The organism is Streptomyces sp. PA03-3a (assembly GCF_033792735.1).
Classification (GTDB): domain Bacteria; phylum Actinomycetota; class Actinomycetes; order Streptomycetales; family Streptomycetaceae; genus Actinacidiphila.
This window is the reverse complement of record NZ_JARAVM010000049.1, coordinates 1-24,676: the sequence shown is the minus strand read 5'-3', so window position 1 is coordinate 24,676 and position 24,676 is coordinate 1. Positions and strand designations below refer to the sequence as shown.

Annotated in this window: 18 protein-coding genes; 8 read left to right on the top strand and 10 right to left on the bottom strand. The window is 72.0% G+C overall.

Going from position 1 to position 24,676, the window contains the following annotated elements; translation table 11 throughout:
- Positions 1-98: 98 nt before the first annotated feature.
- The 3 genes from PV342_RS36830 (at position 99) to PV342_RS36820 (ending at position 1,880) form a co-directional block, all read left to right on the top strand.
- Positions 99-425, top strand: a complete 327-nt coding sequence (locus PV342_RS36830) for a hypothetical protein (RefSeq protein ID WP_500320498.1) — start codon at positions 99-101, stop codon at positions 423-425.
- Positions 426-1,207: 782 nt separating this feature from the next.
- Positions 1,208-1,366 (top strand): hypothetical protein, encoded by a 159-nt coding sequence (locus tag PV342_RS36825; protein WP_326571573.1) that lies wholly within the window; start codon positions 1,208-1,210, stop codon positions 1,364-1,366.
- Positions 1,367-1,442: 76 nt separating this feature from the next.
- Positions 1,443-1,880 (top strand): ribosomal maturation YjgA family protein, encoded by a 438-nt coding sequence (locus PV342_RS36820; protein ID WP_400807918.1) that lies wholly within the window; start codon positions 1,443-1,445, stop codon positions 1,878-1,880.
- A gap of 18 nt (positions 1,881-1,898) precedes the next feature.
- Here PV342_RS36820 and PV342_RS36815 read toward each other — a convergent pair whose 3' ends face one another.
- Both PV342_RS36815 and PV342_RS36810 read right to left on the bottom strand, forming a co-directional pair.
- Positions 1,899-4,334: a helicase-associated domain-containing protein gene (locus PV342_RS36815; protein WP_500320496.1), complete on the bottom strand. Its 2,436-nt coding sequence runs from the start codon at positions 4,332-4,334 to the stop codon at positions 1,899-1,901.
- Positions 4,335-4,471: 137 nt separating this feature from the next.
- Positions 4,472-6,703 carry a M4 family metallopeptidase gene (locus PV342_RS36810; RefSeq protein ID WP_500320520.1) on the bottom strand — a complete coding sequence of 744 codons (2,232 nt, stop codon included), beginning with the start codon at positions 6,701-6,703 and terminating at the stop codon, positions 4,472-4,474.
- Between the two features lie 802 nt (positions 6,704-7,505).
- Here PV342_RS36810 and PV342_RS36805 point away from each other — a divergent pair.
- Positions 7,506-7,952 (top strand): PAS domain S-box protein, encoded by a 447-nt coding sequence (locus tag PV342_RS36805; protein WP_449707988.1) that lies wholly within the window; start codon positions 7,506-7,508, stop codon positions 7,950-7,952.
- A 172-nt stretch (positions 7,953-8,124) separates the two neighbouring features.
- Here the strand turns inward: PV342_RS36805 and frc are convergent, their stop codons facing one another.
- Positions 8,125-9,381 (bottom strand): formyl-CoA transferase, encoded by a 1,257-nt coding sequence (frc, locus tag PV342_RS36800; RefSeq protein WP_400807908.1) that lies wholly within the window; start codon positions 9,379-9,381, stop codon positions 8,125-8,127.
- Between the two features lie 89 nt (positions 9,382-9,470).
- Entirely contained in the window at positions 9,471-11,222 is a 1,752-nt protein-coding gene (oxc, locus tag PV342_RS36795; RefSeq protein WP_400807907.1) for an oxalyl-CoA decarboxylase, read from the bottom strand.
- 258 nt (positions 11,223-11,480) lie between these two features.
- Between oxc and PV342_RS36790 the strand changes: the two genes are divergently transcribed.
- The gene (locus tag PV342_RS36790) at positions 11,481-13,115 is read left to right on the top strand and encodes a FadD7 family fatty acid--CoA ligase (RefSeq protein WP_500320494.1); all 1,635 of its coding nucleotides are present in this window, start codon (positions 11,481-11,483) and stop codon (positions 13,113-13,115) included.
- Here PV342_RS36790 and PV342_RS36785 read toward each other — a convergent pair.
- A complete protein-coding gene (locus tag PV342_RS36785) occupies positions 13,108-14,040 on the bottom strand; it encodes a LysR family transcriptional regulator (protein WP_018562004.1) in 933 nt (310 codons plus the stop codon). The genes PV342_RS36790 and PV342_RS36785 overlap by 8 nt on opposite strands.
- Positions 14,041-14,406: 366 nt before the next feature.
- Positions 14,407-15,381: a 2-dehydropantoate 2-reductase gene (locus PV342_RS36780; protein WP_018562003.1), complete on the bottom strand. Its 975-nt coding sequence runs from the start codon at positions 15,379-15,381 to the stop codon at positions 14,407-14,409.
- 328 nt (positions 15,382-15,709) lie between these two features.
- Here PV342_RS36780 and PV342_RS36775 point away from each other — a divergent pair, with 328 nt between their 5' ends.
- The 3 genes from PV342_RS36775 (at position 15,710) to PV342_RS36765 (ending at position 19,654) form a co-directional block, all read left to right on the top strand.
- Complete coding sequence (locus PV342_RS36775; protein WP_386986094.1) at positions 15,710-17,257, top strand: Re/Si-specific NAD(P)(+) transhydrogenase subunit alpha; 1,548 nt, start codon at positions 15,710-15,712, stop codon at positions 17,255-17,257.
- 6 nt (positions 17,258-17,263) lie between these two features.
- Complete coding sequence (gene pntB, locus PV342_RS36770; protein ID WP_500320492.1) at positions 17,264-18,736, top strand: Re/Si-specific NAD(P)(+) transhydrogenase subunit beta; 1,473 nt, start codon at positions 17,264-17,266, stop codon at positions 18,734-18,736.
- A gap of 222 nt (positions 18,737-18,958) precedes the next feature.
- Complete coding sequence (locus PV342_RS36765; RefSeq protein WP_396348534.1) at positions 18,959-19,654, top strand: GntR family transcriptional regulator; 696 nt, start codon at positions 18,959-18,961, stop codon at positions 19,652-19,654.
- A 265-nt stretch (positions 19,655-19,919) separates the two neighbouring features.
- On the opposite strand, the gene PV342_RS36760 is transcribed toward PV342_RS36765, so the two are convergent.
- From PV342_RS36760 to PV342_RS36745, 4 genes are all read right to left on the bottom strand, one after another.
- Positions 19,920-21,338, bottom strand: coding sequence for an OFA family MFS transporter (locus PV342_RS36760; protein WP_500320491.1), 1,419 nt, complete (start codon positions 21,336-21,338; stop codon positions 19,920-19,922).
- Between the two features lie 607 nt (positions 21,339-21,945).
- Entirely contained in the window at positions 21,946-22,674 is a 729-nt protein-coding gene (locus PV342_RS36755) for an ABC transporter permease (protein ID WP_400807979.1), read from the bottom strand.
- A 71-nt stretch (positions 22,675-22,745) separates the two neighbouring features.
- Positions 22,746-23,702, bottom strand: coding sequence for an ATP-binding cassette domain-containing protein (locus PV342_RS36750; protein WP_400807894.1), 957 nt, complete (start codon positions 23,700-23,702; stop codon positions 22,746-22,748).
- Positions 23,703-23,784: 82 nt separating this feature from the next.
- The gene (locus PV342_RS36745; RefSeq protein ID WP_400807892.1) at positions 23,785-24,426 is read right to left on the bottom strand and encodes a PadR family transcriptional regulator; all 642 of its coding nucleotides are present in this window, start codon (positions 24,424-24,426) and stop codon (positions 23,785-23,787) included.
- Positions 24,427-24,676: the final 250 nt, after the last annotated feature.

Here is a 24,676-nt window from a genome sequence, read left to right as displayed (position 1 = left end):
GGCCCCGCCCGGGCACGGTGTGCTGTCAGACCCCCATCGCACGCCGCGACGCGCTTCACGTGCCATCGGCGAGCGGATCGCGCGCCGTCGTCGGGAACATGCTGCAGGCGCCGCCCCCGGCTTTCCCGTGGCTGCTGGAGGGGCGGGCGGACGAGGCACTCGTCACCTACCGGCGCCTCTACGACATCCTCGACGATGACACCCTGATCGTGCCGGGCCACGGCCGCACCATGCGCCGTGCGGACATCCTGCACTCGATCGCCTACCTCGAGGAGCTGACCGGCCTGGCACGGGACGCGCGGGACAAGGGACTGCCGGACGACCAGGCCCGCGAAGCCCTCGAGATGAAGGGATACAGCGGCTACAGCATGTACGAAGCCATCCACCGGGAGGTCAACGTCCCTGCCGTGCTGAACGCCGGATGAGCGGCGTGCGCGGGATCCCTCTCAGCTGACGGGCCCTGCCCGGACGCGACCCACCGCGGCAACACCACGACCCGCTCGACCACCGACTGACCGCCAGGCACCGGGATTCGAGCAGCGGACTCGAGGGCGCGTCCCGTCCCGTCCGGCAGGGTGAACTGCGGCGGCCGGGCGGGGTACGTGAGGCCACCGGCGCGCGCACGCGACGCGTGCGCGGCGTCGGCACGATCGGGCCGACTCCGCTGCAACAGAACCCGGCCCTGTCCCCTGGTGCGAGTGGCAACGGCCGGGGTCAGCCAAAGAGACCACCCATACCCCAGGGGCACCCGACCCGGGCGCTGCACGGGATAAGATCCGGCGAACCGGATTTCGTCGTGGTCTCGAGGACTATGGCAGCAGTTCGGCATCGTAAAGGCAATACCTTTGCGATGCGATGCCGCCCCAAGAATGGCCGCAACACATTCATCCTTCAGCTGTCCGGGGCTGTGACCAGGCGTTACGGGGCGGCCTCACGGAAATCCGCGTGCCATGGTTGTCCGGATTTCGCGCACGCTCCCCTCGCACTCCGGACCGATTCCGTATTCCGGGTGGACCGCGCCCGACGGGGCCTCCACTCTGCACATGGAGGCCCCTCGCCGTCGGGCTGCAACCCACGGTGAGTTTCCCGGGGCCGAGCGAGTGGCAACGAGCATAGGAGGTCCCTCGGCGTGCCGCCTGACACGCACACACGACACTCACCCACCGAAGAATCCCGTCCGAGAAGTCACGGTGTCCGTCTGCCCACAGTGATCGTCGCCGTCCTGGTCGCGCTGGTCCTGGGATGCGTGCTCGCCCCGCGTATCCGGATCGACGTCCACATCGCGGTACCGACGCTGCCGGCCCTGATCGCGGCGGAGCTGATCCGCCGGCTCGTCCGTTCCTTCCTCTCGCCGAAGGACCGGTGAGCACCCGGAGCACGAGCCTGCGCAGCGGCACGCCCGCTGCGCACGGCGCACAGCACACATCCGGCACAATGCCCACGTGCCCCTCCCCTTCCGAACCCGTGAACGCACCGCCGACCCGGTACCGGCCACCCGTCCGGTCGCGGCCATGGCCTCGGTTCTGACCGTCGGCGCGGGGCTGGCGCTCAGGGCGGTGGCGGAGGGGGACGTCGCCAAGTACGGCGGCGACGCGCTGTACACCGTGCTGGTCCTCGCGCTCGTCGTCCTGCTGGCCCCGCGGGTCACGCCTCTGACGGCCGCCGTGAGCGCCCTGGTGTTCAGTTGCGCCGTCGAGTTCCTGCAGCTCAGCGACATCCCGGCCGAGTTCTCCCGGCGCAGCGGCATCGCCCGCCTCGTGCTCGGTTCCACCTTCAACGCGCCGGACCTGCTCTGGTACGCCGTCGGCGCCGCCGTGGGCGGGCTCCTTCACGCCGCGATGCGCTCCTTCCCCGCACGACGGCCTTCCGTGCGCGGGTGACACCCTCCGGCCGACCGCTCAGCGCCCCTCCACAAGCCGAGCCGCCATCTCCCGCGCCGAGGAGGGGACTCCGCGCACCGGCTCGCCGTACTGCGGATGTGCCTGGTCGAGCGTGACCACCATCGGCCGCGAGCGTTCCTCCGGTACACGTTCCAGCACGGTGGTGCCGGTCTCCGCCTCCAGGGCGGGGGCGTAGCCGGCCGCGCGCAGAGCGGCAAGCGTCTCGTCCGGCGCCGCCGTGGAGATCAGCACCGTCGGCGCGATCTTCCGCAGGCCCAGTTTGGCCAGACCGCGCGCCCGGGCGACCTCCTCGATCAGGGCCGTGTCCTCGGAGCGGATGCAGCACGCCGAACGCACCACGCGCAGCCGCCCGTGGCTGCGGGCGACGTCCTTGACCGTGTACGTCAGCGGCTGCGGCAGTTCCGTGCCTTGGTGCGCCACGGCGGTCAGGCGATCGAGGATCTCGTCGGCGTCCCACCCCGCGTCGAAGGCCCGGCGCAGCGAGGCGGGCGTGATGCGCCAGACCACGGCGTGCCCCTCGGACTCGATGTCGCCGACCGCGGACAGCAGCGCCGCCAACTCCGGGGCGGGGGTGCCGGTGACCGTCGCCGTGGAGTCGGCCTGGAACCGGGCCTCGGTGCTGGGCGCGGGCAGCGTCGAGCGCAGGGCTTCACGCAGCGCGGCCACCGCCTTCGCCAGGGCCGGGCGTTCGGCCAGGCCCTCCCCCAGCCGGTCGGCGCCGCCTGCCGCCGGGTCGGCGTCCGCGCCGGGCACGGCCGGATAGTGGCGTGCGGCCCCGGCGTCCAGGAGGCCGGCGACCGCCCGGCCGACTTCGGTGAGCGCGCCGTGGGCCACCAGGCCGAGCAGTTCCGCCTCGGCCAGCGTGGCCTCGAGCCGCCCTTCCAGGTCCTCGTCGTCGTAGGGCGCCATCAGCGTCGGCCGGAACCAGACGGCCCCTTCGAGGAGTTCGCCGTGTCCGTCGTCCCCGGCGGTCAGCCCGTACCCGTCCGGCACCGTGGCCAGCGCCTGCAGCACGCCGTGCCGCAGCGGCACCGCGTACGGGTCCTGGGGGCTGATCAGCGCGACCGGGGTCTCGTCCTCCTCCGGCCAGTACGTGAACACCTCGGGGACGACGGCCCAGGCGGCCACGAGCGGCAGCAGCTTCCCGGCGGGGGTGGCCGCGGCCCAGGCGTCGTAGCGTTCGCTGGGCAGCAGCCGCGCCGGCTGCGGCGGAGCGGCGGGTCGCCGGCGTCCCCTGCCGCGAGCGGCGGGTTTCTCCTCGTCGGTCAGGGGGGCGGCGAGGCCCGCGTTCACCGCAAGGTCGAGCCACAACCGGGTGTGTTCCTCGCTCGTCCCGGCCGCCTTGGCGAGCCTCCTGGTGTCGCGCACCGCAATGCCGCCCGCCTTCCGCACGGCCACGGGGTGCGCGGCCAGTTCGCGCAGCACCAGTTCCGCGCGCCATGCGGCGGCCCCTGCCGCCACCGCGCCCCGGCCCGCCCAGTCGCGGGGCAGCGGCGCGACGCACGTCAGCGGTTCCGGGTCCAGGCTCGGCGCGGGCGGGGGCTGCTCCCCGCGCAGCGCGTGGCCCACCTCGTAGGGCAGTTCCACCAGATCGGTGCCCACCGGCACGACCATGCCGTGTTCCGCGAGCCAGTCGGTGCCCTCGTCGCCGCTGCCGCCCTCCCGGAACGTGTACTTGCGGTCCGGCCCGCCGTAGCCGCCGGACCGGGAGACGAAGCAGTGGGTGCGCAGCAGGGGCGGTCCCTGCAGCATGTGCTCGAGCAGCTCGTGGGACGCCGCCGGGGCGGTCGCCACCAGTTCCCGGACCCGGCCGGGGTCCTGGAGCACGGCGCCGATCGCCGTCTGCGCGTCCGCGCGGGTGCGCTGCTCGATGCCGAGGGCGGCGGCGATCCGTTTGATCTCCGGCGCGTTGTAGGCCTGCGTGAGCAGCAGGTCGGCCGGCCTGCCGTAGCCGTCCATGCGGGCCGCCGACGCGTGCAGGATCGACGGCAGCGCCAACTGGCCGCGCGGAGCGGGGAGCAGCAGAGCCCGGTCCCGCAGCCGTTCCAGTGCCCGAACGATCGACTCGCGCGGCGTGCCGCCCTGTCCGAGCCAGTCCAGCACCTCCGCCTCGGGCACCAGCCGGGTGTAGGGGTCCACCGGCGGCGGCGCGGGGCGCCAGGCGTACGCCTGCTGCTCGGCCGCGGGCACCGGCCCGTACGTCTCCAGCGCCCGGGCCGCCACGCACGCCAGCAGCTGCGCGTCGCCTCCCGTCCCCGCGGCGACGGCCCGGTCCACGGAGTCGTCGGTGAGGAGGTGCTCCGAGAGTTGCCGGAACGTGGTGAGCGGCGTGTAGCCGGCGGCACGCGGCAGTTCGCGCTCTTCCAGCAGTACGGTCAGGCGCTCGGCGGTGAGTCCGGCGAGCCACTTCTCCAGGGCGGTGCGCGCATTCACCCTGCGAGCCTAGAACAAGGCGAGTCGACCCCGATGAGGCCCGGGACAATCTCAGGCCCGGGCGGGTGAACGAACGGGCGCCGCCCCACGGCACAGCCTGCCGCCGTGCCGTGGGGCCGCGCCCCGCGGGGACGGGCTCAGAAACCCAGGCGCCAGGTGTCGAGGTAGCCGGGGAGCACGATGAAGTTGCCGGGGGTGTTGTCCCTGACCCGCAGCTTCCAGGTGCCGTTCGCCGGGATCGCGGAGGCGTCGACGGTGAACGTCTGGTGCAGTTCCGGGATCGCAACGGGGCCCTGCGACCAGCCCTTCACCGGGATCACCCGGCCGTCCTCGCTGACCAGGTCGATCACGTAGAAGCCGACGTGGACGGCGTAGAGGTCGACCGTCACCTTGAGGTCGGCGGGGGCGTCGCCCTTGCGGCCGCTGACCGTCAGCGGGCTCTCGATCACCGCCCAGTTGGGGATGTCGTACCGGTTCGGGTTGACGAAGATGTCGCCGCCGGAGGCCAGTACGGTCCACTGGTAGTGGACGGTACGGCAGTTGCCCGCCGCGTCCTTGACCGTGATCGCGGGCCGGAACTCACCGCCCTTGACCGGGGTCCCGGAGACCAGGCCGGTCGCGGCGTTGATCGACATACCGCGCGGGAGGCCCTTGGCGGAGTAGGTGAGGGCGCCCGGGCGGGAGCTCTGCGCCTGGATCTGCCAGGTGACCTGCTGGCCGGTCGCCGTCCGCCGCGGGTCGGTGCTGTCGACCGCGATGTGGTCGACGAAGCGGTGGCCGACCTTGACGGCGGCCCAGGCGTTGCCGACCGCCTCGTACTTCCCGCTGCCCATGCCGTAGAGGTCGGCCGCGGCCTGGAGCGTGGCGGTGCGCGCGCCCGCGAAGTCCGTCGTGCTGGTCATGTAGACGGTCAGCGCGCGGTACCAGATGTCCGTGGCCGACTCGCGGCCGATGCCGGAGACGGCCTTGCCGTCGGCGGTCGGGCTGTCGTAGCGGACGCCGTTGATCGTCTTCTTGCCGCTGCCCTCGGAGAGCAGGTAGAAGAAGTGGTTCGCCGGGCCCGAGCTCTGGTGCGGGTCCAGGTACTTGGTGCCGGTGGTCCAGTAGTCCTGGGAGGCGCCGTAGCCCACGTCGTCCTTGGACGGCTGGTCCATGTAGCGCAGCGGCACGCCGGTGCCGTAGACGTCGACCTTCTCGGCGATGAGGTAGTCCGGCACGTCCTTGGGGCTGTTGGTGAAGAACTCCACCGCGGTGCCCATGATGTCGCTGGTGGCCTCGTTGAGGCCGCCGGACTCGCCGCTGTAGATCAGGCCCGCGGTGGCCGAGGTGATGCCGTGCGTCATCTCGTGGCCGGCGACGTCCAGGGCCGTCAGCGGACGGGCGTTGTCCTCGCCGTCGCCGTAGTTCATGCAGAAGCACTCGTCGTCCCAGTACGCGTTGACGTACCGGTCGCCGACGTGGACGTACGAGCGCGCTCCGACGCCGTCGCCCGCGATGCCGGAGCGGCCGTAGCGGGACCGGAAGAAGTCCCAGGTCTGCTGGGCGCCGTAGGCCGCGTCCACGGCGGCCGTCTGGCGGTCGGCCGGTGTGCCGTCTCCCCAGACGTCGTCGGCGTCCGTCATGACCTCGCGGGTGTCGTAGTCGTACGCCGCGTTGCCGCCGCGCTCGCCGTCGACCAGCTCGTAGACGTCGCCATTGCGCGTCGTGCCGATCCGCACGGTGCCGTTGTGCTGGCCGGTGCCCGTACCCGCGTGGATCTGCTCCACGCTCGAGAGCTGCTTGCCGCTCTTCGCGTCGGTGACCACCCGCAGGCGGCTGGGAGTGCCGTCCTTCTGGACGCCGGTGACGACGGACTCCCAGGCCAGCGTCGGCTTGCCGGACGCCATCCAGACCACCAGGCGCGGAACACCGTCGACCGCGGCCTTGCGGGTCTCCTCCCGGCCGGCGATGTCCAGGGCCGACTTCCGTGCTTGCGCCGCCGCGAGCGCGGGTTCGGTCGTCGGGACCGTGAGCCGCGCGGCGGACGCCTTGGTGACCGTCCGGGTGCCGGCCCGCTCGTGCACCACCAGGTCGCCGCCGAGGACGGGGAGACCGGCGAAGGTGCGCTCGTACCGCGTGTGCACGGTGCCGTCGGCGTCCTTGACGACGTCCCTCGGTATCAGCTTCTCCTCGTCACCCAGCTTCAGCGACTCGGCCGTACCGGCGCTCGTGCCGGCCGCGGCCCTGAGCAACTGCCCGCGCTGCGCGGGGCTGAGCGCGACGCTTCGCGCGCCGGACGTGCCGGACGCGCCGGCCGTCGCGGTCCCCCGCGGGCTCTCCTGCGCGCCCGCGGTGGGGAGCGCCAGGACGGACGCGACGAGCGTGGCCATGGTGACGGTGGCGGTCGCCACGGCGCGTCTGCGCCCTGACGGACGGGCCGCGGACGACGCGGCTCGGGTGGAGCGGAAAGCGCTGGACACTCCTGCGACTCCTCATGAGTGGGGGCGACACGGGCATGGGTGAGGGGGGTGGCCGCGTCGGAACCGCCCTCGCCCCCTGAAGTGGCCCGAACACCGAACACAGCCCAGATGGTCGCAGTGGCCGGAATCCGCTGTCACGGAGTGCGGAGATCATTGTCCGGAATCCGGTGCGGCGTGCGCGGGGGTGTCACAAATCAAGCACCTGCCTGGTCAGGGGCTGCCCGATGTGGTGATGACATGTCGTCAGATAGGCCTCGGGGCGGCGCGTCGCGGGGGCCGGCGCTCTCCGCCCGGACGCTCAGGAAGTCGCCCGGCGCGCGCCGCAAGGCCCGTACGACACGGGCGCCGCAGGTGCACGGGTAGCGCACCTCCGCTGGTCAGCGGCATGCCGGCCGGGTCGGCGACAACTCCGCCCCGGCGGCCGCTCCCGCCCTCCCGGACCGGCGGCAGGCAGGGCCGCCGCCGAACAGGCGGCGCGGAGAGGGCCCCCGCGATGACGCCCTCACTACCGGGTCGCCGAGCGAGCCCACATGGGAGGTGAGCGCCGTCGGACCACGAGGCGGCCCGCTCGGATCCGGCCAATCTCACCGCCGAACCCGGCACTTCCGGCCGCCTCCGGGCGATGACGGCACGTCATCCGGGGCCCTGCCGTCTCCGATATGACGACTGTATGCTGTCCACCTGTATACAACCGCCGACGGCCGGAGGAGACATGGAAGACCTGGACCCCGAGGTAGTGCTGGCCATGACGGCGCAGGCACCCGACGGCGTGGTCGTCATCGACCGCGAGGGACTCATCCGCTACTGGAACCACGGTTCGGAGCGGATCTTCGGGTTCCCGGCCGCCGAGGTCATGGGCCGCAGCCTGGATGTGATCATTCCCGAGCGGCACCAACAGCGTCACTGGGACGGCTTCGAGAAGTCCATGGCCAGCGGCACCACCAAGTACGGGGACGACGACCTGCTCAACGTCCCCGCCGTGGGCGCCGGCGGCCGGAAGCTGTCGATCGAGTTCAGCGTGGTGCTGCTGAACGACGCCGAAGGGCAGCCGGGTTACGTCGGGGCGGTGATCCGGGACGTCACCGCGCGGCGGGCCCGCGAGAAGGAGCTGTACCAGAAGGTGGCGGCCGCCAAGGCGGAGCAGTCGACGACGGCCTGACCCCCCACCACGAGGAACGCCGAAGAGCGACGACGCAGAAGCCCCCCGTGCCGGGACGACACGGGGGGCTTCGCCGTACGCGGGCGCGGGGCCCGCTCGTACGGCGGCACGGGTGCCCCGCGCGCACGGATCGCGCGGAGCACCCGTCAGACTGTCCGGGCCGACGGCCTGGTCAGACGATGATCTGCTTGTCGCGCAGGGCCGCGATCTCGTTCGCGTCGTACCCCAGGTCCGCGAGGACCTCGCTGCCGTGCTCGCCGAGCAGCGGGGCGCCCTTGATCTCCGGCTTGAAGTTGGAGAACTTGATCGGGCTGCCGACCGTCAGGTAGGTGCCGCGGCCCTTCTGCTCGACCTCGACGATGGTGCCGCTCTTGCGCATGTCGGGGTCCTCCGCGAGCTCCTTCATGCTGAGCACGGGCGCGCAGGGCACCTCCCACTTGCGCAGGATGTCGACGGCCTCGTACTTGGTCTTGTCGGCCAGCCACTTCTCGATCTCGGCGAAGATCTCGAAGATGTGCGGCTGACGGGCCCTGGCGGTCGTGTACTCCGGGTCGTCGACCCACTCGGGCCGGCCGATGGCCTCGGCGGTGCGCTTCCAGTTCTGCTCCTGGACCGTGAAGTAGATGTAGGCGTTGGGGTCGGTCTCCCAGCCCTTGCACTTCAGGATCCAGCCCGGCTGGCCGCCGCCGCCGGCGTTGCCGCCGCGGGGCACCGCGTCGCCGAACTCGCCGTTCGGGTACTGCGGGTACTCCTCCAGGTAGCCGACCTTCTCCAGGCGCTGCTGGTCGCGGAGCTTGACGCGGGTCAGGTTGAGGACGGCGTCCTGCATGGACACCGACACCTTCTGGCCCACACCGGTCGCGTTGCGGTGGATGATCGCCGTGAGCAGGCCGATCATCAGGTGCATGCCGGTGTTGCTGTCGCCGAGGGCGGAGCCGCTGATGGTCGGCGGGCCGTCCCAGAAGCCGGTGGTGGACGCGGCGCCGCCGGCGGCCTGGGCGACGTTCTCGTACACCTTGAGGTCGTTCCAGGACGAGTCGTCGTTGAAGCCCTTGACCGAGCCGAAGATCAGGCGCGGGTTGAGTTCGTGGATGTGCTCCCAGCCCAGGCCCATGCGGTCCATGGCGCCCGGCGCGAAGTTCTCGACCAGGATGTCCGCCTCGCGGATCAGCTTCTCCATGACCTCCTTGCCCTCGGGGGTCTTGGTGTTGATCGCCAGCGAGCGCTTGTTGCTGTTGAGCATCGTGAAGTACAGCGCGTCGAGGTCGGGGTCGTCGCGGAGCTGGTTGCGGGTCACGTCGCCGCCCTGGGGACGCTCGACCTTGATGACGTCGGCGCCGAACCAGGCGAGCATCTGGGTGCACGCGGGGCCGGCCTGGACCCCGGTGAAGTCGATCACCTTGATCCCGGCGAGCGGCTTTTCACTCATGGTGGCTTCCTTCTTGTCTGTTCGCGGTGCGCGGGTGGGCAGTGCTGGGGAACGGTGCTTCGGGGTGCGGTGCGTCGCCTACGGGGCGGTCACTTCTTGGCCGGCGTGATGTTGCCGACGGTGATGCCCTTGGGGTTGAGGTGGGCGATGTGCCCGCTCTCGGTGCCCGCCGAGGGGTCGATCACGCAGTCGATGAGGGCGGGGCCGCCCGAGGCGAGGGCCTCGGTGAGGGCGGCGGTGACCTCGGCGGGGGTGGTCGCGCGGTAGCCCTTGCCGCCGAACGCCTCGAACATCACGTCGTGGCGGGCCGCGGACATCAGCGTCGTCGGCGACGGGGCGTCGTCGTAGGGGTTGACGTCGTCGCCGCGGTAGACACCGCCGTTGTTCATGATGACCGTGACGACGGGCAGGTTGTAGCGGCAGATCGTCTCGATCTCCATCCCGCTGAAGCCGAAGGCGCTGTCGCCCTCCACGGCCACGACCGGCTGACCGCTCTCGACGGCGGCGGCGATCGCGTAGCCCATGCCGATGCCCATGACGCCCCATGTGCCGCTGTCGAGGCGGTGCCGCGGCACGTGCATGTCGATGACGTTGCGCGCGATGTCCAGGGCGTTGGCGCCCTCGTTGACGAGGTAGACCTCGGGCCGCTCGCGGATGACGTCGCGCACGGCCTTCAGGGCGCCCATGAACTGCATCGGGTGCGGGTCGGCCTTCAGGCGCTCGGCCATCTTGGCGACGTTCTGCGCCGAGCGGGCGCCCAGCTCCTCGCGCCAGGCGGCGGGGGCCGCGATCTGGCCCGGCTTGCTGCGCTCGATGAGGGCCTCGACGACCGACTCGATGTCACCGACGAGCGGGGCGGCGATGGGCTGGTTGCTGTCCATCTCCTTCGCCTCGATGTCGATCTGCACGAACTTCGCGTCGGGGTTCCACTGCGGTGCCTCGCCGTGGTTCAGCAGCCAGTTCAGGCGGGCGCCGACCAGCATCACGACGTCGGCCTTCTTCAGCGCCAGCGAGCGGGCGGTGGCCGCCGACTGCGGGTGGTCGTCGGGCAGCAGGCCCTTCGCCATCGACATCGGCACGTAGGGAATCCCGGTGGACTCGACGAACTCGCGGATCTGCGCGTCCGCCTGCGCGTACGCCGCGCCCTTGCCGAGGACGATCAGCGGCCGCTGCGCGCCGGCCAGCAGCTCGATCGCCCGGTCCACGGACTCGGGGGCGGGCAGCTGGCGCGGGGCGGGGTCGACGAGACGGCTCAGCGTCTTCGCGCCGTCCTGCGCGTCCATGATGGAGCCGAGCACCGCGGCGGGGATATCGAGATAGACACCGCCGGGGCGCCCGGAGACTGCGGTGCGCAGGGCGCGGGCGATACCGCGGCCGATGTCCTCGACCCGGCTGATGCGGTACGCGGCCTTGCAGAACGGCTGCGCGGCGGCGAGCTGGTCCATCTCCTCGTAGTCGCCCTGCTTGAGGTCGACGAGGTGGCGCTCGCTGGAGCCGGAGATCTGCACCATCGGGAAGCAGTTGGTGGTGGCGTTCGCGAGCGCCACCAGGCCGTTGAGGAAGCCGGGGGCCGATACGGTCAGGCAGATGCCCGGCTTCTTGGTGAGGTAGCCGGCCGCGGCCGCCGCGTGTCCGGCGTTGCTCTCGTGGCGGAAGCCGACGTAGCGGATGCCCTGCGCCTGGGCGAGCCGTGCCAGATCCGTGATCGGGATGCCGACCACCCCGTAGATGGTGTCGACGTCGTTCATCTTGAGCGCGTCGACGACCAGGTGGTACCCGTCGGTGAGCTCGGCCGGTGCGTCGGCGTTCGCCGCGGTCTCCAGTGGTGAGGGGGCGGTCATGGTCCGAGGTCCTCCTTGGGCAAGTCATGCGTGCGGCTGCTGCTCTCACCATCCGCAGCCCGCTCGCCCGCGTCCAAGACCTATCGGCGACCAGCCGATAGACGGCGTTTATCGACGCACGCCACAGGGGCGTTGAGGTGGGTTGATAGACCCCCGCTATCGACCGTTCGCCAGTGCGTATTGGACGGGTGCTCGGCGCCCCGCGCAGTCTCGCTGAGGACGGTTCATCAGACATTCCCGGCGCGAGGAGGTGCGGCCATGGCCGTTCCGGCCGCAGCATCCGTGCGCGACCCCGGCCGTTACCGGCCGCCCGCGCTGACGGGCCTCACCGATCTCCTGGACCCGCCCGCCCGGGGACGTCCCCAGGCACCGGCGCTGATCACGGGCGCCGACCGCGCGCGGGTCTCCTACCGCGCCCTGGACGAGCTGGCCGACGCGGTGGCCGCGCGCCTGACCGCCGCGGGGCTGCGCCCCGGGGACGCGGTCGGTCTCGTCAGCGCCAACACCGTCGAGTTCGTGGCGGCGTTGCTGGGCGGGGCGCGCGCCGGGCTGGTGGTGGCGCCCGTCGACCCCGCGCTGCCCGAGCCGCGGATGACGGCCGGGCTGGAGGCGCTGGGGGTACGGGCCGTCCTGCTGGGCCCGGCCGCGGGCGGCGCCCCGCCGGCGGCCGTGGGGCCCGGTGTCCCGGCCTGGACGCTGCGGGTGGACCTCTCCCCCGCAGGGACGGCGACGGCCGCGCTGGACACGGGCGCGGGCGCGCCGGCCGCCGCGGGGGGCGCGGCCGGCGAACTCACCGCGCAGGACGCCCTGGTGCTGTTCACCGCGGGGACGACCGACCGGGCGAAGATGGTCCCGCTGACGCACGGCGCGGTGGCCGCCGCGGTACGCGGTGTGTGCGCCGTGTACGAGCTGGGCCCGGACGACGCCACGGTCGCGGCGATGCCGTTCTTCCACGGGCACGGGTTGTTCGCCGCCCTGCTGTCGACGCTGGCGAGCGGGGGCTGCGTCCTGCTGCCCGCGCGCGGGCGGTTCTCGGCGCACACCTTCTGGGACGACATGCGCGCGGCGGGTGCCACGTGGTTCACCGCGGTGCCGACCATCCACGAGATCCTCCTGGAGCGGGCGGCGACGGACCTCACGGGCCCGCAGGCGCCGGCGCTGAGGTTCCTGCGCAGCTCCAGCGCGCCCCTGAACACGGCCACCCAGCGGGCGCTGGAGCGCACCCTCGGCGCGCCGCTGCTGTCGGCGTACGGCATGACGGAGTCCGCGCACCAGGCGACGAGCGAGCCGCTGCCGCAGCACGGGCCGCTCAAGCACGGTTCGGTCGGCCGGCCGGCCGGTGTCGAGCTGCGGGTGCTGGACCCGGACGGAAAGCCCTGCCCGCCCGGCGGCGAGGGCGAGGTGTGGGTGCACGGGCCGACGGTGGCCCGCGGCTACCTCGGCAACCCGGGCGAGACCGCGTACGGCTTCGTCGACGGCTGGTTCCGCACCGGCGACCTGGGCGCGCTCGACGAGGACGGCCACCTGTTCCTCACCGGGCGCCTGAAGAACATCATCATCCGCGGCGGCGAGAAGGTCTCGCCCGAGCACGTCGAGGACGTCCTCGCCGGGTGTCCCGGGGTGGCCGAGGCCGCGGTGTTCGCCGTGCCCGACGCGACGTACGGGCAGCGGGTCGGCGCCGCCGTGGTCCTCTCCCCGGCCGAGGGGCCCGGATCGGAGGCGCCCGGCGCCGAGGAGGTGCGGCGGTACTGCCGCGGCCGCCTGGCCCCCTTCGAGGTCCCCGACCGGATCCGGATCGTCACCTCGCTCCCGCACACGGCGAAGGGCGGGCTGGACCGGGCCGCGGTGGACCTGCTGTACGCACAGGACCCCGTGTGGCCGGGGCTCATCTGACGCGGTGCTCCGCCGGCAGCGGCTGGTCGAAGAACTCGTCCAGCGACAGCCCGGCGGCGGCGTTCATGAAGGCCCGCGCGGCGACCGAACCCGGGGTCGCCGCGTGGATGGCGACCGACACCCGCGCCCTGGCGTCGGGTTCGACCAGGCGGACGGCCCGCATCCTGCCGAGCGGCGGCATCGCCCGCAGCCAGGTGTGCGGGACGATGCTCGCGCACGCGCCGGCGCCCACGCTGGCGTACAGGGCGGCCACCGAGTCCGTCTCGACCTGCGGGGTCACCACGACCCCGCTCTCGGCGAACGCGTCGTCGATGACCTGCCGGATCCTCATGTCGGGGGTCAGCAGCGCGAGCGGCATCGTGGCCGCGTCCGCCCACTTCATGGTGTCGGTCTGCGGCAGCAGCTGGTCGCTGGAGGCGAGGAGCATGTACCGCTCCTCGTACAGCGGCATCATCTGCAGGCTCTCGCGGTCGTGCGGGGCGAAGTGCGCGATCGCGGCGTCCAGTTCGAAGGCGAGCAGCTGGCGGTGGAGTTCGGTGGTCGACAGCCGGGAGCGGACCTGGACCTTGGCCAGCGGGTGCGCCGCGCAGAACGCGGCGACGGGCAGGACGAGGGTGGTGGACGCGGTGGGTTCGGTGCCCAGCCGCAGGGTGCCGGTGATGCCCGACTGGACGGCGGCCACCTCGGCCTTGAAGGCCTCCTGCTCGGCGAGGATCCGCTTGGCCCATACCACCAGCCGTTCGCCCTCGGGGGTCAGGCCCTGGTAGTTGTGGCCGCGGTTGATCAGCGTGACGTTCAGCTCCCGCTCGAGCTTGGCTATCGCCGCCGAGAGCGCGGGCTGCGAGACGTAGCAGGACTCCGCCGCCCGGGCGAAGTGCCGCTCCCTGGCCACCGCCACGAAGTACTCCAGCTGACGGAACAGCATGAACGACTCCTCTCTGCCTGGGCCGCGGCCCCGCCGGCACTTCCTGCTGGAGTCGCAACGCCGTCGGTGCCGGCGGTTCGGCGCTCCCGGGGTGGCGAACGTCCCCGGACGGCCGACGGCGGACGAGCTGGTTGCGGTGTGACCGGGCAAAGCCTACCGAGCCGGATCGCGGCCCTCGTTCGTGCCCGCGAAGCCGGCGCGGGCCCCTGCCCGGAGCCCGGTCACGTCGCCGCCGCGACGGGACCGGACCCCGGAGGTGGTGCAGCGGCCGTCCGGCGGTGGGCCGGCGAGCCGCGGGTCTGTCGGGATGGGTGAGCGCGGGCCGGGCCGGGCGGGAACCGGTCTCCGCGCGGTGGCGCGTTTCTTCTATGCGGCGGTGACGCCGCGGGCCAGCAGGTCGGTGGCGGCGTGGACCGCCCGCAGGTTGGGGGCTTCGGCGCCGGAGATGTCGGCCATCTCCACGACGGCCGTCACGATGGCGTCGAGTTCCAATTGCTTGCCGGCCTCGAGGTCCTGGAGCATCGAGGTCTTGTGGTGTCCCACCCCCTCGGCGCCCCGAAGCCGCTTCTCGATCGAGATGTCGGGGGTGCTGCCGACCCTGGCCGCGATGTCGAGGGTCTCCTCCATGAGCAGGGTCACCAGCCGCCTGGTGTGCGGGTGCTTGCAGATGTCGACCATGGTCGCCCTGGTGAGGGCGCTGATCGGGTTGAACGCGACGTTGCCCATCAGCTTGATCCAGATGTCGTCGCGCAGGTTCGGCTCCACCGGGCACTTGAGACCGCCGGCGATCATGGCCTCGCTCAGTTCCGTGCACCGGTCGGACACGCCGCCGCCCGGCTCTCCGATGGAGAACCGGGTGCCCTCCAGGTGCCGGATGACACCGGGGGCCTCGATGACCGTCGCGGGGTAGACGACGCAGCCGATGGCGCGTTCGGGTGCCAGTACCTCGCTGGTGGCACCGCCGGGGTCGACGGCCTCGATCCGCCGCCCCTCGTAGGGGCCGGTCAGCTTGTGGAAGTACCACCAGGGGATGCCGTTCTGACCGGCCACCACCGCGGTCTTCTCACCGAGCAGCGGGGAGATCAGCGGACCGGAGGTCGCGTAGGAGTGTGCCTTCAGGCCCAGGAAGACGTAGTCGACGGGGCCGATCTCCTCCGGGTCGTCCGTGGCGTGCGGCTTGGCCACGAAGTCACCGCGCGGGCTGTTCACCCGGACTCCGTCGGCCCGTATCGCCTGAAGATGCTCACCCCGGGCGATCAGGTGCACGTCGGCGCCACCACGGTGCAGTGCCGCGCCCACGTAAGCGCCGATCGCACCGGCTCCGAGGACTGCGATTTTCACGGCGACTCCTCTCCATTCGAAGGGGGAATGAATACTGTATGCAGTACCCTCTGGGGATGTACAGTCCCCATCACGGAAAGTCGCGCGCCCCGAACGGGACATGATCCCGGCCGGCGCCGCGTCAGAGGTCTCCGGCGCCCCGCTGGGTCATGAACCGGGTCACACCCGCTCCCGACAGGTTGACCGAGCACGAAGCAGGGGAACGCTTCGCCGCACACGCGGTCCCGGGCCCGCACGGCCGCACCACGAGGCCGGGGAACACGCAGTGCCGACAACGGCTCGGCCGACGAGCCGGGACATCGGTCGGAAGCGACGGAAAAGGAGAGCGATGTCGGATTCACCCCCTCAGCAGATCGGTGTCGTCACCGAGTCCACCGCCGGGGAGACACGGGTGGCGGCCACACCGGACAGCGTCCGCCGGCTCCTCGGCCTCGGCTACGAGGTCGTCGTGGAGCCGGAGGCGGGAGCCGCCTCCGGCTTCCCCGACGAGGCCTACGCCGAAGCGGGCGCGCGGATCGGCGACGCCTGGCAGGCGGACGTGGTCCTCAAGGTCAACGCACCCTCGCACGAGGAGATCGGGAAGCTGCGCGAAGGAGCGACCCTGATCGGGCTGATCGCTCCGGCCCACAGCCCCGAACTCGTCGAGGAACTGGCGGCACGGCCCATCACCGTGCTGGCGCTGGACGCCGTCCCGCGCATCTCCCGGGCCCAGTCGATGGACGTGCTCAGCTCGATGGCGAACATCGCCGGGTACCGGGCGGTCATCGAGGCGGCCCATGTCTTCGGGCGCTTCTTCACCGGGCAGGTCACCGCGGCGGGCAAGGTGCCGCCGGCGAAGGTCCTGGTGGCCGGCGCGGGCGTGGCGGGCCTCGCCGCGATCGGCGCGGCCGGCAGCCTCGGCGCGGTGGTACGCGCCACCGACCCGCGGGCCGAGGTCGCCGACCAGGTCCGCTCCCTGGGCGGGGAGTTCCTCGCCGTCGAGGTGGTCCAGGAGGCGAGCGCCGACGGCTACGCCAAGGCGACCTCCGAGGAGTACGACCGGCGTGCCGCCGAGATCTACAGCGAGCAGGCCGCGGACGTCGACATCATCATCACCACCGCGCTGATACCCGGCCGCCCGGCCCCCCGGCTGATCACGGCGGCCGACGTGGCCTCGATGAGGCCCGGCAGCGTCATCGTCGACATGGCCGCCGCGCAGGGCGGCAACGTCGAGGGCACGGTCAGCGGGAAGGCCATCGTCACCGACAACGACGTGACGATCATCGGCTACACCGACCTGGCGGGCCGGCTGCCCGCGCAGGCCTCCCAGCTGTACGGGACGAACCTCGTCAACCTCCTCAAGCTGCTGACGCCCGGCAAGGACGGGCGGCTGACGCTCGACTTCGACGACGTCGTGCAGCGGGCCGTCACGGTGGTGCGGGAGGGCGAGAAGACCTGGCCGCCACCGCCCGTCCAGGTGACGGCGGCACCCGCCGCCGGGCAGACCCCCGCGCCGGCGGCGACCGCGCCCGCGCCGAAGGAGCCCCGCCTGACCCCGGCCGCGCGCTACGGACTGATCGCCGCGGGCATGCTCGCGATGTTCTTGTTGATCGCCTTCTCCCCGGCCCAGCTCGTGGGCAACTTCACGGTGTTCGCGCTGGCCGTCGTCATCGGTTACTACGTGATCGGAAAGGTCCACCACGCCCTGCACACCCCGCTGATGTCGGTCACCAACGCCATCTCGGGGATCGTGGTGGTCGGAGCGCTGCTGCAGATAGGCCACGCCGGACCGGCCGTCACCGTGATGTCGGTCGTGGCGATCATGCTGACCACCGTGAACATCTTCGGCGGATTCGCCGTCACCCGCCGCATGCTCGGCATGTTCTCGAAGGGCTGAGGATCGATGAACGCAACCACGGCCGCACAGGCCGCCGACATCGTCGCCGCGCTGCTGTTCATCTTCAGCCTGGCCGGACTCTCGCAACACCGCACCTCCCGCGCCGGAGTGGCGTACGGCATCGGCGGCATGGCGCTGGCGCTGGTCGCCACCGTCGTCGCCGCGGCGCAGGACATCCCCGGCAGCGCGGTCGTACTGATCGTCGCCGCCACGGCCGTCGGCGGCGCCGTCGGCCTGTGGCGGGCGCGCCGGGTGGAGATGACCCAGATGCCCGAGCTCATCGCCGTGCTGCACAGCCTCGTGGGCCTGGCGGCGGTGCTGGTCGGCTGGAACAGCTACTACGAGGTGGAGGCGCACGGCGACGCGCAGACCCGGGTCGCCGCCGACCTTCTCGGCATCCACCACGCCGAGGTGTTCATCGGCATCTTCATCGGCGCGGTCACCTTCACCGGCTCCATCGTCGCCTTCCTGAAGCTGTCGGCGCGGATCAAGTCCCGTCCGCTGACGCTGCCGGGGAAGAACGCCCTCAACGTGGGGGCGCTGGTCGCCTTCGTCGCCCTCACGGTGTGGTTCACGGTGAGCCCGGACCTCGGTCTGATGATCGCCGTCACCGTCCTGGCGCTCGCGCTCGGCTGGCACCTGGTCGTGTCGATCGGCGGCGGCGACATGCCGGTCGTCGTCTCGATGCTCAACAGCTACTCGGGCTGGGCCGCGGCCGCGGCGGGCTTCCTGCTCAACAACAACCTGCTCATCGTCACCGGCGCGCTGGTCGGCTCCTCCGGCGCCTACCTGTCGTACATCATGTGCAAGGCGATGAACCGTTCCTTCCTGTCGGTGATCGCCGGCGGCTTCGGCGCACCGGCGCCGTCGAGCGGCGACGTCGAGCAGGGCGAGCACCGCGAGACCTCCGCGGACGAGACGGCCGAACTGCTGGAGAACGCCACGTCGGTGATCATCACCCCCGGCTACGGCATGGCGGTGGCGCAGGCGCAGCACCCGGTGGCGGAGCTGACCCAGGCACTGCGCCGGCGCGGGGTGCGGGTGCGCTTCGGCGTCCACCCGGTGGCCGGCCGGCTGCCCGGGCACATGAACGTGCTGCTGGCCGAGGCCAGGGTTCCGTACGACGTCGTGCTCGAGATGGACGAGATCAACGACGACTTCGGCGACACCACGGTGGTGCTGGTCATCGGCGCCAACGACACCGTCAACCCGGCGGCGGAGGAGGACCCGGCCAGCCCGATCGCCGGCATGCCGGTGCTGCGGGTGTGGGAGGCGGAGAACGTCGTCGTCTTCAAGAGGTCCATGTCCTCGGGGTACGCGGGGGTGCAGAACCCGCTGTTCTTCCGCGAGAACAGCCGCATGCTCTTCGGCGACGCCAAGGAGAGCGTGGACGCCATCCTGCGCTCGCTGAGCACGCCGGAAACCGGTTCCGCGGCGTCGCGCGGCGTGCGCACCGACCAGCAGCCCGCGCCTGCCTGACGGTGGTTCCGCCCGCGGCGGTGGGGCGGGGGAAGCACGGCTTCCCCCGCCCCGTCCGCTGTGCGACCGGCGCCGGCGCCCGCGCGCATCCGCACGCATCCGCACGCATCCGCACGCGGACGGCCGTGTCCCGCAAAGCCGTGTCCAACCCTGCGCCCTGCATTGCATACCGAAATCTGTATTCTTGGCACTGTGCAAAGAACTCAGCCGACAGGGGGGCTCATGCGCGAGACACGTACCGCGGCCGCCGCCGTCCGGGTCACCCGGCCGGCACCATTGCGCCAGGCCGTCTACGAGGCCCTGATCGAACTGATCATCAACGGCACCCTCAGACCGGGTCAGCACCTGGTCGAGGCCGAACTCGCCGACCACCTGGGCGTCAGCCGCCAGCCGGTGCGGGAGGCCCTGCAGCGTCTGCAGACCGACGGATGGGTCGACCTGCGCCCCGCCCAGGGCGCCTTCGTCCACTCCCCCACCCAGGAGGAGGCCACCCAACTGCTCAGCGTGCGCGCCGTGCTGGAGACCCACTCCGCGCACGGCGCCGCGCTGCACGCCACGGGCGCGGACGTGGCCCGGCTCTGGCACCTGCAGGACGCGGGCATCACCGCCCTCGCAGCGGACGACGCCCGCGGCATCGTCGAGGCCAACGCCGCGCTGCACGGCTTCATCACCGAACTGTCCCGCAACCAGGTCCTCGCCGAGCTGATCCTCCAGGTCGACCGGCGGGTGCGCTGGTACTACATGCCCATCGCCCGGCCCCGCGGCCGGGACGCGTGGAACGAGCACGCCACGATCATCGAGGCCATCGCACTGGGCGACGCGGAGCGTTCCGAGGAACTGATGCGCCGCCACACCCGCAACACCACCGACTTCTACTGCCGGCAGATCGCCGCCGCCGTCGACGCCGGGCGGGCCTGAGGCCCGCCGCCGGGAACGGGCGACGGTCCGGGTGCCTGGGGCGGGCACCCGGACCGTCTTCGGGGGAGGGAGGAACGGGATCAACGGGAGGACACGGCGAAGGAGGGACGGGCGGGGCCGGACGGACCAGGGGGCGCGCCCCACCGGCCGGCCCCGCCTCCGTGACGCGGGCACCTGGCCCGGGACTGCCGCCGCCCCGGGCCGGGCGACTTCGCCCGCGCACGATCTGTGGGGGGCTCCTCGCGGAGCCCCGGTACCGCAGCCGTCAGGTGGTGGCCTCGGCGGGGGAGGGGGTACGGCCACCCACCTCGACCGACGGGCTCCCGTCGCCGCTCCGGCGCGGGGCGCCGGGCTGCCGCAGGAACACCGTGATCAGCGCGGAGAGGAAGGCGATGCCGCCGGCCAGGTAGTACGCCCCGGCGTAGCCCCAGGCGGCGACCACTCCGGCGGCCACACCGCCGCCGCCGACACCGCCGACCAGCTTGGCGCTGTAGACGAGCCCGTAGTTCTGCGCGTTGTTGTTCTCACCGAAGTAGTCCGGGGTGAGCGCGGCGAACAGCGGGTAGAACGCCCCGCCGCCGAAGCCGTTGAGGAACGCGAAGAACAGGAACAGGGGTTCGTTGTGCGCCTGGCCCGACCACAGCACGCCGAACTGCGCCAGTCCCGCCACCACCAGTACCAGGCCCAGAGTCTGACGCCGGCCCAGGTAGTCCGACAGCCAGCCCACGATGGCCCGGCCGACGCCGTTGACCACGGCGAGCACACCCGCCGAGGAGGCCGCGACCAGCGGGCCGAAGCCCAGACTCTTGGCGAACGGGACCTGGAAGTTGATGCCGAAGAGCGACACGCCGCCGATGCAGACCAGGGCGAACCACATCAGCGGCAGCTGCCCGGTCCTGATCGCCTCCATCGGGGTGAACTGGCCCTTGGCGGGCGGGTTCTTGGCCAGTCGCTTGGCCACCCGGCGCGCGTCCTCGCTGACGCCCCGGTTCAGGGGGTCGACGTCGTGCGGCCACCAGCTCTTCGGCGGGTCGCGGAAGAACATGCCGCAGAAGGCGACGACCAGCACCATGCCCAGCGCGATCAGGTCGAGGACCATCTTGTAGTTGGACGGGTGGAACCAGTAGTTGAAGACGAAGATCAGCGGCAGGGTTCCGTAGGCGAAGCCGCCGTTCACGAACCCGGTGCGGGCTCCCTTGTTGTCGGGGTACCACTTGCCGACCATGTTGATGCAGGTCGCGTACACCAGGCCGGCGCCCGTGCCGCCCAGCACCGAGTAACCGGCGATCACCACGTAGGGGTTGCTCAGGTGCGAGAGCGCCAGGAAACCCAGTCCGGAGAAGACCGCTCCGGCGAGCATGGCCGTCCTGGCCGGCAGGACCCCGGTCTCCCGCAGCCGTCCTGCGGGGAACGCGACGCCCGCCTGGAAGACCGCCCAGATGCTGGCGATCCAGAACGTCTCGGTCAGGGTCCATCCGTGGGCGTGCTCGAGCACCGCCTCGGCGGAGCTGTAGCCGTACTCGTAGACGCTGACGCCCATCATCGCGATCCAGGGGAGCCAGACCATCCAGGCCCGGGGCCTCCCCAGGAGGGAGCGGTCGGTCTCCCCGACCCGGTAGACGCGACCGTTCGCGTCGCTGACCTCCCGGTACTGCCCGGGAACCACGTGCTGTGTTGCTGACATCGGTGCCTTCCCTTGCCTGAAAAGAACCTGGCGTGCGCCCCCTGGGCCCTTCTCTTCATGCGGAGGGGTGGAGCGGACCATCCCTGCGGCTCGGCCCGGCATGGCCGGGCCCGGTGGTACGCCGTCCGGGCAGCTGAGGTCCGGGGCGGCAGACCCGGATCGTGACAGCGCGCAGTCGGGTGACACGGTGGTACGGCGTGGTACGACGTGGTACGACCCCGGGCACGCCGAAGCGGCCGTGCTCAGGGGGTGTCGAGACGAACATTCAGCTGGTCAGCGCGATTCTCCATACTGGAGATTGCATACGGTATGGACCGTCGATTCGGGGTGTCCAGGGGATGTCGGGAAGATTGACCAGTGCATTACCAACCGGTGGGGCCCGCTCCGCACCCGCCCGGACGGCCGACTCCAGCCGCTCCAGGGCGCGTTGTCGCTGGTCGGTGAGGTAAGTCCGGCTGCCCGCCGAATGGTTGCCTGCGGCACCTGATACCTCCGTGCGGCCGGACGCGCGAGGCGCGGGTAAAGGGCCGGCAAGGAAGGCCACGAGCACGCAAAGTCCGGTGCCGGACGGTCCCGGGGCGGGCCTGCCGCCCCGGGACCGGAACCGCTACGCGCTCAGGCGCCCGAACCTCCGTACCGCCAGCGGCAGGAAGACCGCCAGCAGGGCCAACGGCCAGGCCACGGCCGCCCAGACGTGACCGGGCTCGCCACCGGGGCCGCCGAACAGGTCGCGTACCGCCGTCGCCGTCTGGGACATCGGGTTCCACTGGACGGCCGTGCCCAGCCAGCCGGGCATGGCCTCGGGGGTGGCGAAGGCGTTGGAGAGGAAGCCGACCGGCCAGACCAGGATCTGCACGGCCTGCACCAGTTCCGGCTTCCCCGCCACCAGGGCCAGCTGGATGCCGATCCACAGCATCGCGAAGCGGAACAGCAGCAGGAGGCCCACGGCGCCGAGGAAGGCGGCGGCCCCGCCGTGGGTGCGCCAGCCGAGCGCGTGGCCGACGCCGATCAGGACGGCCAGGCCGGCGGCCGACTGGAGCATGTCGGCGGCCGAACGGCCCACGAGAACCGCGCCGTTGGTCATCGGCATCGAGCGGAAGCGGTCGATCACGCCCTTGTCGAGGTCCTGGGTGACGGCGAGCATCGTGCCCTCCAGGCCGAAGGCCATGGTGAGGGCGAGCATGCCGGGCACGAGATAGCCGAGGTAGTCGCCCGTCACCTCACGACCGCCGCCGACGAGGTAGCCGAACATCAGCAGCAGCATCACCGGGAAGACGAGGCCGACCAGCACCTGGACCGGCTGCCGGGCCCAGTGGGCCAGTTCGCGCCGGGTCATGGTCCAGCAGTCGGCGAGGACGTACGATCCCCGCCCGCGCCGGGCCGGGCCCCGGGTGGTGTACGCGGCGCTCACGCGGTCTCCTTCGTGCGGTGGTCGTTTCCGGTCAGGTGCAGGAACACCTCGTCGAGGGTCGGGCGGCGCAGGGCGATGTCCTCCGCCTCGATGCCGGCCGACTCCAGGGCGCGGACCACCCCCGTGAGCGCCGCCATGCGGTCGGCGACCGGGGCGCTGACCAGCCGCCGGTCGGCGTCCACCGAGACCTCGCCCCCGGACGCGGGCAGCAGGGCCCCGGCCGCGGCCAGTTGGCCGGCGTCGCGCAGCACCACGTCGATGCGGTCGCCGCCCGTGCGGGCCTTGAGTTCGTCCGCCGTGCCGTCGGCGATCACCCGGCCGTGGTCGACGACCGAGATGCGGTCGGCGAGCTGGTCGGCCTCCTCCAGGTACTGCGTGGTGAGCAGGACCGTCGTACCGCCGTCGGCCAGGGAGCGGACGGAGGCCCACACCTCGGCCCGGCCGCGGGGGTCGAGGCCGGTCGTCGGCTCGTCGAGGAACAGCACCTCGGGATCGGTGACGAGGGACGCGGCGAGGTCGAGCCGGCGCCGCATGCCGCCGCTGTACTGCCCGACCGCCTTGCGCCCGGTGTCCGCGAGGCCGAAGCGCAGCAGGAGCTCGTCGGCGCGCTCGCGCGCCCGGCGGGCGCCGAGATGGTGGAGGCGGGCGAACATCTCCAGGTTCTGACGGCCGCCGAGCTGCTCGTCGAGCGCCGCGTGCTGCCCGAGCAGGCCGATCCGGAACCGTACCGCCGGAGCCTGGGTCACCACGTCGTGCCCGGCCACCTCGACACGGCCGCGGTCCGGCCGGAGCAGGGTGGACAGAATCCGGACCAGGGTCGTCTTGCCCGCGCCGTTCGGGCCGAGCACCCCGTGCACGGTGCCGCGCGCGACCTCCAGGTCCAGCCCGTCCAGCGCCGGTCTGCCGCGGTACTTCTTGTGTGCCCCTTCGACGGTGATCGCTGTGCCGGTCACGGCCACTCCTCTACCGGGTCGTCTAGTCAAACTTGACTACCGGCGCAAGGTAGTGCGCGCGGAATCCCTGCGTCAAATGTGCTCAGCGCACGTCGCCGGGGTGCGCCACCCCTGTCGCGTACGGGTTCTCCTCGCCCTGCGCGAGCACGCCCACGAACGGCTCGCCCTCCCCGGCGAAGGTGTACGCGCCGCCCTCGATCCGCTCGATGAGCCCGCGGGTCCACGCCGCGTCCGAGTCGGCGGTGTGCACCCAGAGGTTCATGATCTCGCCGATGTGCCCGAGCTGAGCGGGGCCGTCCTCGGGGATGTAGTGCTCGGTGACAGCCGCCCGCCACTCCTCGATCCCGCGGATCCGCTGCCGCAGCAGACCCAGCGCCTCGTCCCGGCGCAGGTCGACGATGAAGCCGATGGCCGCGGACTGGATGTCCATCTTCTGGTCGTACGCGACCAGCGACTCGTGCAGCAGGCGCAGGAACTCCCCGGTCCCCTTGTCCGTGATCTCGTACTCGGTGCGGGGCGGTCCGCCGGCCGTCGAGGGGGCGATCTCGTGGGCGCGCAGCAGTCCCTGCTTCGCCATCTGCTTCAGGGCGTGGTAGATGGATCCGGGCTTGGCGTTGGACCACTCGTGCGCGCCCCAGTACTCCAGGTCGTTGCGCACCTGGTAGCCGTGGGCCCGCCCGTGCTGGCGGACCGCGCCCAGGACGAGGAGACGGATCGCTGACATGCCGTCCAGGTTAGGCGGACGGGTGCGGGGCGCCGTACGCGCCCCGCACCCGTCTCTCGTCCGTCCCTCGTCCGGTCAGCCCGCGGGGTTGCTGCGGGCGCCCCGGCGGCCGTCGCCGCCGGCCGGTGCCCGTCGTTTTTTTTTTAGTGTTCCGGCGCCCACTGAGATCTACACTGCTATTCGTCGGTAGCGTCATAGGTGTAGAAGCGACAGCCGGTTCTCGTCGCAGTCGAGGACGTGGGCCCTTCCC